Annotated in this window: 9 protein-coding genes; 5 read left to right on the top strand and 4 right to left on the bottom strand. The window is 39.6% G+C overall.

Annotated elements, in window-relative coordinates:
- Positions 1–161: 161 nt before the first annotated feature.
- Together fabF and acpP are read right to left on the bottom strand one after the other, a co-directional pair.
- Entirely contained in the window at positions 162–1,412 is a 1,251-nt protein-coding gene (fabF, locus tag PUQ00_RS30720; RefSeq protein ID WP_300423587.1) for a beta-ketoacyl-ACP synthase II, read from the bottom strand.
- A gap of 380 nt (positions 1,413–1,792) precedes the next feature.
- Positions 1,793–2,047, bottom strand: a complete 255-nt coding sequence (gene acpP / locus PUQ00_RS30715; protein ID WP_292771358.1) for an acyl carrier protein — start codon at positions 2,045–2,047, stop codon at positions 1,793–1,795.
- A 784-nt stretch (positions 2,048–2,831) separates the two neighbouring features.
- Here acpP and PUQ00_RS30710 point away from each other — a divergent pair.
- The 5 genes from PUQ00_RS30710 (at position 2,832) to PUQ00_RS30690 (ending at position 7,980) form a co-directional block, all read left to right on the top strand.
- Entirely contained in the window at positions 2,832–3,737 is a 906-nt protein-coding gene (locus PUQ00_RS30710; RefSeq protein ID WP_300423583.1) for a CoB--CoM heterodisulfide reductase iron-sulfur subunit B family protein, read from the top strand.
- 458 nt (positions 3,738–4,195) lie between these two features.
- Positions 4,196–5,356, top strand: coding sequence for a DNA cytosine methyltransferase (locus tag PUQ00_RS30705; protein WP_300423581.1), 1,161 nt, complete (start codon positions 4,196–4,198; stop codon positions 5,354–5,356).
- A gap of 15 nt (positions 5,357–5,371) precedes the next feature.
- Complete coding sequence (locus tag PUQ00_RS30700; protein ID WP_300423580.1) at positions 5,372–6,088, top strand: hypothetical protein; 717 nt, start codon at positions 5,372–5,374, stop codon at positions 6,086–6,088.
- 46 nt (positions 6,089–6,134) lie between these two features.
- Entirely contained in the window at positions 6,135–7,070 is a 936-nt protein-coding gene (locus PUQ00_RS30695; RefSeq protein WP_300423578.1) for a hypothetical protein, read from the top strand.
- 37 nt (positions 7,071–7,107) lie between these two features.
- Positions 7,108–7,980 carry a HaeIII family restriction endonuclease gene (locus tag PUQ00_RS30690; protein ID WP_300423576.1) on the top strand — a complete coding sequence of 291 codons (873 nt, stop codon included), beginning with the start codon at positions 7,108–7,110 and terminating at the stop codon, positions 7,978–7,980.
- Here PUQ00_RS30690 and PUQ00_RS30685 read toward each other — a convergent pair.
- Positions 7,973–8,863, bottom strand: coding sequence for a DNA adenine methylase (locus tag PUQ00_RS30685; protein ID WP_300423574.1), 891 nt, complete (start codon positions 8,861–8,863; stop codon positions 7,973–7,975). The genes PUQ00_RS30690 and PUQ00_RS30685 overlap by 8 nt on opposite strands.
- 113 nt (positions 8,864–8,976) lie before the next feature.
- Positions 8,977–10,029: a UDP-3-O-(3-hydroxymyristoyl)glucosamine N-acyltransferase gene (gene lpxD / locus PUQ00_RS30680; RefSeq protein WP_300423572.1), complete on the bottom strand. Its 1,053-nt coding sequence runs from the start codon at positions 10,027–10,029 to the stop codon at positions 8,977–8,979.
- Positions 10,030–10,249 lie beyond the last annotated feature (220 nt).

Below are 10,249 nucleotides of genomic sequence, written 5' to 3'. Positions count from 1 at the left end.
CATTGGGCATTGGGCATTGGGCATTGGGCATTGGGCATTGGGCATTGGGCATTGGTTATTCCCCTTGTCTCCCTCATCCCCCTCATCCCCCTCATCTCCCTTATCTCCCTCATCCCCCTCATCTCCCTCATCTCCCTCTGTCTCCTGCCTCCTGACTTTTTTTAGAGGTATTTCTTAAAGGCCAGTGTGACATTATGACCGCCAAACCCAAAAGAATTGGATATTGCCACTTCGACTTTTTGAGCGCGGCTGGAGTTAGGCACGTAATCTAAGTCACACTCTGGATCGGGATTTTCCAGATTGATTGTCGGTGGAATTTGGTCATTAGCGATCGCCAGTACTGTTGCCACTGCTTCAATACCTCCAGAACCACCCAATAAATGACCTGTCATCGATTTGGTAGAGCTAATTGCCACCTTATAGGCATGTTCTCCCAAAGCTTTTTTGATTGCTGAGGTTTCAGTTGAATCATTAGCTGGGGTGCTAGTGCCGTGGGCATTAATGTAGCTGATCTGTTCGGGAGTTAGTCGTGCATCCTTGAGGGCCAGTTCTATCGCTCTAGCTGCTCCAAATCCACCAGGTACAGGGGAGGTAATATGGTAGGCGTCACAGGTCATACCATAGCCGATCATTTCGGCATAAATGTGAGCGCCGCGACTGATGGCGTGTTGCAGTTCTTCTAGAATTAAAATTCCTGAACCTTCACCCAAGACAAATCCGTTGCGATCGCGGTCAAAGGGACGGCAAGCTGTAGTCGGGTGATCATTGCTAAAAGAGAGTGCCTTGCAGGCGGCAAACCCAGCTATTGACAATGGTGTGACAGCTGACTCCGTTCCCCCGCAAATCATCGCCTGGGCGTATCCCCCTTGAATGAGACGAAAAGCATCTCCGATGGCGTTGGAACCAGCAGCGCAGGCAGTTACAGGACAGGAGTTTGGCCCTTTAGCACCCGTGTGAATAGCCGTTAATCCTGCTGCCATATTGGCGATCATCATCGGGATCATGAATGGACTACAGCGATCGGGGCCACGGTTAAGGTAGATAGTTTGCTGGTCTTCTAATACCTTGATGCCACCAACGCCAGAACCGATCATGACACCTACCTGTTCTGCATTCAGGTCATTGATCACTAACTCCGCGTTAGATAGAGCCTGTTTTGCTGCCGCAACCCCAAATTGGGCAAATCGATCCATGCGCTTGGCCTCTTTCCTGTCCAAATAATCATGTGGATCGAAGTTTTTCACTTCACCAGCAAAGCGGCAATCATGGCGAGACGCATCAAATAATGTGATGTAGTCTATGCCATTGCGTCCACTCAATAATCCATTCCAATATTCTGTTGCTGTATTACCTATAGGTGTAATCGCGCCAACACCAGTTACAACAACGCGTTTACGTGTATGATCTGTCATGATTCAGTTAAAAATGGCGAAAAAGCGAAAAGTCGGGGCATCGGCTTCCGGCGATCTGTTAGTGCAGCGTAAAGCCTTCGGCATGGCTTCGCTTAGAGCGACGCAGAAGCGTCACTTTTCAAGAAGCAGCAGGCAAAAAATTCGAGACTAGCGACTAGGTACTGGTGAGCCAGCGAGGTACGAGCGTCACCCGAAGGGTTTTAAAGATTTCCTTTATGAGCCACTAGCATCGGATTTACCGACTTAGAGCGACTGGCATTAGTGTCAGCCTTCGCGACGTTCCTAAAGTTACCATTAGGTGACTACGTGCTGAAGAAAAATCTCCCCTATCCCCATTACCCCTTATCCCCTGAGGGGGCCCCACCTTCCCCAGTCCCCAGTTAAGCTGATGCCGTAACTTTGTTATTGATGTAATCTACTGCGTCTTGAACCGATATAATCTGCTCGGCAGCTTCGTCGGGAATTTCGATATCGAATTCTTCTTCCAAGGCCATCACCAGCTCAACAGTATCTAAGGAATCTGCTCCTAGATCGTCCATAAACTTGGACTCGGGTTTGATTTTGGCAGGATCGTCAACACTCAATTGTTCGGTGACGATTTTCTTGACCTTTTCAAAAAGTTCCGTTTGGCTCATAAATAATAAAAGTCCTTAACCAGTTGCGAGAATCTGCTCATTTAGAGGAGACATTGTTTTGAGCATATACATCTTATCTTGACATCCTCACCGTCCTAAAGGAACGATGATTTCTCACCACGCTACCACCCCAACGGGAAGTAGTCGCTGAATGGGGTTGACGCTTCAACAAGCACAGCCTCTACCGAGGTCTTACAAGCTCTCGACGTCCGTTTTGAGTCTCGGAATGCCCTCCCGCGACTAACGAACACAAGCAAAAAATGACTTGCTTTGAGGTTCTGGGATAAATTTTAGACAATTGCCCAGTTGCTTTTGTCTACGCCTGCTCTCACCGTAACTGTTTCAACGTGTCTTGAGCCTAGAGGGGGATTTTTAACTCCATTCGCAGTTTATCAAAAAGCCGCCCTAGAAGTGCGTAGCTCTGTATCCTATTTTTTCGGTCAAGCGCGATCGCCCGCATACTGCCAAGGGCTTTACTGTGAGAAAACCTTTCTTCTAAAAAAAATGGGGGAAGTTTTCTCTTAACACTTGGGTAATGAAGCATTTACAGGGTATTGCCGATACCGTGTAAATGCTTCGGTTTTCCAATTATTGCTAAAATTTTTTACAATGTCTCGTTCAGTATTTACAGCCTTGCTAGCAATCAGAATATGTAGAAGCGGCAGCTTTGAACCTAGAGGGTTAAAAAGTCGCCCAATCTTAAACATCACAACTTCGGTGCTAACAAGGTAATGATAAAACAGTTATTGTTTTAGAGCGATCGCTCTAATCCAAACATACTTATATGCTATCTCAGACACTCAAATACGCTTACTTCCCCGGTTGTGTTGCCCAAGGGGCTTGTCGGGAACTTTACCAGTCAACTCAAGCGCTTACCCAAGCACTGGGCATTGAATTAGTTGAACTTAAAAAAGCTGCTTGCTGCGGTTCTGGCACATTTAAAGAAGATTCCCAACTACTAGAAGATACAGTCAACGCCAGAAATATTGCTTTAGCAGAAGAATTAAATCTGCCCTTACTTACTCATTGCAGCACTTGTCAAGGTGTTATTGGTCACGTCAACGAACACCTGAAAGAATCCCAGACAACTAACCCTGCCTACATTGAACAGGTTAATGGCTTGCTGCATAAAGAAGGCTGTTCGCCTTATCGCGGCACTACTGAGGTTAAACATCTTCTTTACGCCTTAGTAACAGATTACGGTTTAGAGGAAATTACCAAACGTGTCACCCGGAAGTTAACTGGATTAAAATGTGCGGCTTTCTATGGCTGTTATCTCCTCCGCGCCCAAAAATCTATGCCCTATGATGACCCTTTCCAACCGGAAGCGATGGAAAATATGTTTCGATCTGTAGGTGCAACACCAATTTATTACCGAGGGCGGACACAATGTTGTGGTTGGCCGCTTTCTAGTTATGCAACTACCCAATCTTTCAAAATGGCGGGGATGCATATTCAGGACGCTTTGGCATCTGGTGCTGACTGTATAGTTACGCCTTGTCCTTTGTGCCACTTAAATTTAGATTCGCGTCAGCCAGAGGTAGAAAAGGTGATTGAACAGAAGCTAGGTTTACCAGTGTTGCATTTACCTCAGTTAATTGCTTTGGCACTTGGGGTTAGTCCAAAAGAATTGGGTTTAGACCGTCACATTGTTTCCACAAAGCCAGTGTTGGAAAAATTAGGATTTTAGTTTATGGAGTACAAGGTAGGGGTACAACAATGTTCATTGGACGTTTTGCCCTCACTCCCTCCTCAACATTTGAAAAATTAAAAGTTTCAAACCCACCTCCGTGGGTTTTGTCTGTTTAGCTGCGACTTCTAGTCTGCCAAGTTCAGTACAACTGCGGTCAAAGCCGCCGATCTGGTTCTCATCCCCGTACAGCCTAGCCCCTACGATATTTGGGCTTATGTTGATTTGGTTGACATTATTGCCGCAAGGCACGAAGTCATTAACAGTAAGCCAAAAAGATAATCAGAGTTCATAGCCGATGAATCGGCAGTATAGAGTAAACTTTATCATGCACAGACAACTGTTCGAGGTTATCTACTGCGCTAACACTAGAACCCAATCTGGGTAAGTTATTAGCTTCTGTTATCAGAAGTAATAACTTTATCTTCATAAAATTTAATGAACTAATCAGGAATGTTATGAATTTTGAGAGTGTACCACTTGAACTACAGATGACTAAGTTTGATACAGACAGTTGTACTTATAGGCAATCGAAAAGATTACCAAAAAAAACGCTAAACGCGCTTTCTTTATTTTCTGGTGGCGGGGGACTAGACCTTGGTTTTTCAGCATCTGGATTTAGAATTTGTCTTGCTAGTGACATTGATAATTTCAGTTGCAATACATTGGAAATTAATAATGATAAAAATGAATTTTATAAGGATACAAAGACAATTAATGCTGATATTAGAAAGCTCAGAGCTAGTGACTTATTGTCTGAAGCTAAACTAGATGCAGCGCATATCAATATTGTAATTGGGGGGCCTCCCTGTCAGGCTTTTTCTGTATTTGGGCAGCGTCAAGGATTGTCTGATCCTCGGGGAAATTTAGTTTGGGAATATCTTCGTATCATTCAGGAAATTCAACCTGATGCTTTTATTTTTGAGAATGTAGCAGGACTGAAATCTATTCATGAAGGTAAGTTATACAAAGACATCATTCAATCTTTAACATTAAGTGGTATTTATACTGTTTCGGCGCATAGTTATCAACTTGCAGATTATGGTATTCCTCAGTTTAGAGAGCGCATATTTTTTATTGGTTCAAAAGATGGACGGCATGTTCCCCCGATGGAAATAACTCATGGAAATAGTACTTTGGCTACGCTAAAATCTTATCGTACTGTTAGCGAAGCACTTCGTTTTTTACCTGTTACTGGGGTTGATTCTCCTATTGCTAATCATATTGGACGTAATCATAGCCAACGAATTATTGACAGATATAAAAGTTTAGTTTTTGGTGAGCGTGATACCAAAACAAGAATTAATAAGCTTCATCCTGAGCGTCCTAGCTTCACTATTATTGTTGGTTCTGATAAAGGCGGAGGCAAGGGACATATACATCCTTTTGTTCCTCGCGAAGTTACTCCTCGAGAGTCAGCAAGGATGCAAACATTTCCCGATTGGTGGGAGTTTTACGGAAAAGGTCGTCATGTAATAAGGCAAGTTGGAAATGCTGTGCCACCTTTGTTTGCAGCAATACTGGCTGAACATATTAAAATGCATATTTTTGGGGTTAAACAAAAAAAGACCTATGAAGAGTTAATAGATATTCTTGAATTAGATTATTTAAAGTTTTAAATCAATATTGTATTTATGATTACTGACCTTTTTAGCCATAAAATTCACTCAAGTGGCGATACATGGCCTGAAAAACTTGCTGAATTAGCAGCTATTTTTTCCGAATTTGATGGACTAAATTACGATAGGAAAATTTTAGAGGAGCGTTTACAAAAAATTAGTCCGAGAGCTTCTTATTTTGCAGAAGACATAGCATCTAAACCACGCACTTCAGGAGGGCGACTAGATGTTTCTAAATTTCGTGATGAGATTAGTGCATATCCAGCTTATCTCGGAATCTATTTTCTAGAGCAATCACCTAGAGGATGGCTCTTGAAACTTAGCGAGACGGCAAAACGGTTTCTTATAAGAGAAGAGCCAGATGTTGCTTCATTTCTTCGTTTACAACTTCCTTTATTTCAATACCCTAATGCAATGGGTGCTGCCTATCGTAGGTATTCTAATCACCTGCGGATACAAACTAATGTACGTGATAGAACATTAAGTTTTATTAGCCAAGGAATTCATCTTTCTCCTGTTAGAACAATTGTTATTGCTCTTAAAGCAGATGCTAAACTTCGCAATGTAGATTTACTTAATGCCTCAATTTATTTTAATGAAATTTTTGGTCTTGTAAATTGTTCTGAAGTAAACCAGGTTGCGCTACCTTCAATAGACTTATCCGGAAATGAGAACTTTATTTGGCTGAAACCTAGCTCTGGAGAGGGTTTTAGAGGTTCCTGTTTTATATAAGCTAAAAAGCCAGCTATGTAAGGGTTTCAGCTATTTTGAGGTTTATTTGTGGATAAGTCTAATAGATACTGTTGCAAATACACTTCAGGATATTCGCGATGGAAAGCTTGGTTATCCTATCAAATATGAAAACAGGTTTCATATACTTAGACATACTGAAATTTTTAGTTTAACACGTAACTCTATCCACTTTCGTGAAGGAGTGAACGAAGCAGACACAAATCAATTAATTAGGCAGATCAATGCAATAGTTCATATAAATAATGTATTCCAGGGCTTTGACTATTGTTCAAGTGAAAATGAGCTTCAAGATGTAATAGCTAGTGGTGAATGGGGGCGATATTTTGATGGAGTCAAAATACTTAACTCTCATATTGTTGAAGCTTTAACGCAAGATAAAGTTATTGAATCTACAGTGCCCAGTGAACCATTACTTACTGGTACTTCTCTTACTATTCCTCAGCACATACCAGAAATTTATGCTTTTAGAGATCGAACGGAGAAGCTTCCTAATCTTAATCCCTATGATCGAAGAAGAGAGATTGCTGATCCTGAGATTACAAAAATAAAACTACAAAGAAGAAATTTAGTACATAAGGAGCTAATTGACAAAATGGAATCTTGGCTTCGTAATATTGGTGCTAATCCAAAAGAAAATGAGCATATTGACCTTTTTGCCAAGATTCCAGGTGATGGATCTTTCATTTTTGAAATGAAAAGTGGTGGTGATAGCTTACTAGAACAAATTCGCAAAGGATTAAGTCAACTCTACGAGTATCGTTACCGTTACCGAAGTGTTATTGACGATCCACATATTTCTCTTTGTCTCGTCTTACCAGAAAACCCAATTACTATATCTTGGGTAACTGACTATCTATGCAATGACAGGGAAATTAATATTTGTTGGTTTGATGAGCAGAATACTCCTTTATGGCCTGATATTTGTACTGCTCGTATGGCAGTTTTACACAAAAAAAGTTAGTTTAGTATTTAAACTAAGTTAAGATTATCAGGTTGAAATGAGCAATTTATCAAATCAGCAGGGAAGAGCTTTAGAGTATGTGATTGTGCAAGTTCTTCAAAACCATTTACCTCAAGTCAACCTTACTTTAACAGCATTAACTATTCAAAAAAAAGATGAATTACACTATAGAGAGCTAAAGAAAGATTTGCAAATAAGCTTTTCTAGATGTGCAGAAAAAATATATGAGTGGCTTGAAAATGAATTTACCTTATCAAAATATTATAATCAAATAAGTATTGACCGATTTACTGATAGGCATGGTACGAAGGGAGTTGTAGCTGATATACAAATTGAATTAAAAAAGCTAAAAAATATCAATCTGTCTATTAAGCATCATCATAATGCTGTTAAACATCATCGTCCTGCACGGACTGCGGGACAATGCGGTTATAACAAAAATAGCGAACAAGATATTACTTTCAGGCATCAATATAAAAGTATTACAAATAATTTTATATTTAATATAGATGGATGTAATGAATTTAAAAAATTAGATGATACAACCAAATTGGAATTGCTTTACGAACCAATATGTAAATTAGTATCTAGTTTTATTAATATACATTGTCAAACTTCAGATAAAGCTGAGTTGCTTCTTAAATTCCTTATAGGAAACACTAATTATTATAAATTCATTTATATGAGTAATAAAAAACAAATTATTATTCAAAACTTTGAAAATTTATCTTCAATAACATCTGTAAAAGCTGAAAGCGAAAATCAGTATGTAATTTTGACATTTTCAAATAATTGGATAATCAAAATGCGATTACATAATGCTGCCACAATAATTAGAAAAAATCCAGACGTAAAATTTGATGCAAAACCTGACAACATAGATGTTCCGGAAGTTATATTATCTATGTAGTAAAAAGACTTAATTGTTGGAAATTAGAATAGTTTATATTGGTCGTTACCTTAGCTAAATTATCTTCTTCCTTGTGGGGATAATTAGTAATAATTAATTCTTTCCCCTTGGATGCAGATTTTTGCTTGTAGTTATTCATACCATATTGTAATTCCCACTCAACCAAATAAAATGATTTAAAATTTTCTCTAATATTTATACAATCATCATAAGTAATAAGCCAATCATGTTTACACTCTCTCATCTCATCTGCAAATCTATGATGGTCAAAAGACAAATGTAAATCCCCTTTTTTTCCATACAATTTAGATTTAGTTACGCTAAGATAGGGCGGATCTAAAAAGTTTAAAACATTTTTTCCTTCTGCTTTCAATACTTTGCTATAATCTAAGTTAGTAATTTTAATATCTTTTAAGATATCTTTCATTTCTCCTAATCTTTCAATGGAAGAATCAGTAAATCGCTTGTAAAAAGCTTGTTCAGAATAACCACCTGATTCTACAGTTCCCGAAAAAGTTATCCTATTTAATATAAAAAAACGAACAGCTCGTTCAAAATCTGACAATTGTTCTACATCTACTGTTGTCATTTTTTCAAATAAACTTCTCCCATTAGAAGATGAGGACTTAATTTGTTGTACTTCTTTTACTAAGTCTTTTAAACTAGATTGAGCAGTCTTCCAAAAAAGAAATAATTCTTGATTAATATCATTAATCCAAATATCTATTTTTGGGAAATTTTGTTTTAAGTAAATGAAAATCGAACCACCGCCAACAAAGGGTTCTCTATACTCTGAAAAATTAGAAGGCAGATACCTAATTATTGTATTAATTGCCTTAGATTTTCCACCAGGGTAGCGAAGCGGACTTTTAATTAACTTCATTCATACACCTACTAATAATTTAACAACTATATTAAAAGATATTTAAAAAGTTGCTGCCCAAGATCCCCGACTTCTTTAAAAAGTTGGGGATTTAAATGCATTACAGCAGCAGCTTAATCATTGCTATTGTTCAATTTACGTTGCAATTGTTTTAGCGATTGATACATATTTGGCAGGCGACCATAAACAGCACATACCTTAAGATATAGTTTATGAGGAATGGCTGGAGTTCCAGAGATAATTTCTCCTGGGGCAACATCGTGTAAAATGCCAGTTTGAGCCGATGCCATCGCCCCATCACCAATTTTCGCTTGATTGGCAATTCCTACTTGCCCAGCTAAGATTACCCGATTACCAAGTTTGACAGCGCCTGCCATCCCAGCCTGACCGGCGATCGCACAGCCTGCACCGATTTGGCAACCATGACCTATTTGCACTAAATTATCTATTACTGTACTGCGACCAATCCGGGTTTCTCCGACGGCTGGGCGGTCAATGGCGGTATTGCAGCCTATTTCTACGCTATCTTCTAAGACTGTATAGCCAGATTGTTGCATTTTGAACCAACCAGTCCGGGTAGGAACAAAACCAAAGCCTTCTGCACCGATGACAGCACCACTGTGAATCACGCAATCTGCACCGATGCGGGTGCGTTCGTGGATGGTACAGTTGGCGTGTAAGGTAGTGCGATCGCCTATTTTGGCATCTGGATAAATCACCACATTCGGATGAATGATTGCGCCATTGCCAATTTCCACCCCTTGTTGAATCACAGCATGGGGGCCAATATAAACATCACTACCAACTTTTGCGCTGGAGTGAATCACAGCAGTGGGATGAATTTCTGGGATCGGGCGATATGGTTGGTAAAAAAGTGCGATCGTTTTGGCAAATAACAGTCGCGGATCTGAGGTCGCTATCCACACAATACCGCTTTGGTGTGCAAGCAACTGTAATTTTTCATCCTTGGGCAAAATTAAAGCACTAGCATTGGTCTTGCCGATAAAAGACCCAAACTTTGCACCTTCTACGTAGCTGAGAGTACCGATAGTAGCTTCATCAATAGCTGCTACCCCAGTAATTTCTGGGTCATGGTCTGGGTTGCTAGTCAGGCTATGATTGGTGGCTGCTTCACCAAATTGACGGAGGATTTCGCTGAATTTCATTGTTGGGTATCTTCAAAATTGATCTACAAAGGATGGTAGCTTTATTTTTGCCGCTTTGTACTAGCCAGATAATTAATAATTAAGATAGAGATTATTCATCATCCAGAAAGTTCAAGATGTTGAAATGATTAATAATATACAAGAATTAAGAGAGCGCTTATTTACTAAGTAGGTCAACTTAATTAAATATAAGATAGAGATACTCTTCCCGTTGTATGTC

Source organism: Nostoc sp. S13, assembly GCF_029379315.1.
Lineage (GTDB): Bacteria > Cyanobacteriota > Cyanobacteriia > Cyanobacteriales > Nostocaceae > Nostoc.
The sequence above is the reverse complement of the archived record's forward strand: the minus strand, read 5'-3'. Positions and strand labels throughout refer to the sequence as shown.

Bases quoted from the DNA above. Each gene is read 5' to 3' on its own strand.
- fabF (WP_300423587.1), bottom strand. From the start codon at position 1,412: ATGACAGATCATACACGTAAACGCGTTGTTGTAACTGGTGTTGGCGCG.
- acpP (WP_292771358.1), bottom strand. From the start codon at position 2,047: ATGAGCCAAACGGAACTTTTTGAAAAGGTCAAGAAAATCGTCACCGAA.
- PUQ00_RS30710 (WP_300423583.1), top strand. From the start codon at position 2,832: ATGCTATCTCAGACACTCAAATACGCTTACTTCCCCGGTTGTGTTGCC.
- PUQ00_RS30705 (WP_300423581.1), top strand. From the start codon at position 4,196: ATGAATTTTGAGAGTGTACCACTTGAACTACAGATGACTAAGTTTGAT.
- PUQ00_RS30700 (WP_300423580.1), top strand. From the start codon at position 5,372: ATGATTACTGACCTTTTTAGCCATAAAATTCACTCAAGTGGCGATACA.
- PUQ00_RS30690 (WP_300423576.1), top strand. From the start codon at position 7,108: ATGAGCAATTTATCAAATCAGCAGGGAAGAGCTTTAGAGTATGTGATT.
- PUQ00_RS30685 (WP_300423574.1), bottom strand. From the start codon at position 8,863: ATGAAGTTAATTAAAAGTCCGCTTCGCTACCCTGGTGGAAAATCTAAG.
- lpxD (WP_300423572.1), bottom strand. From the start codon at position 10,029: ATGAAATTCAGCGAAATCCTCCGTCAATTTGGTGAAGCAGCCACCAAT.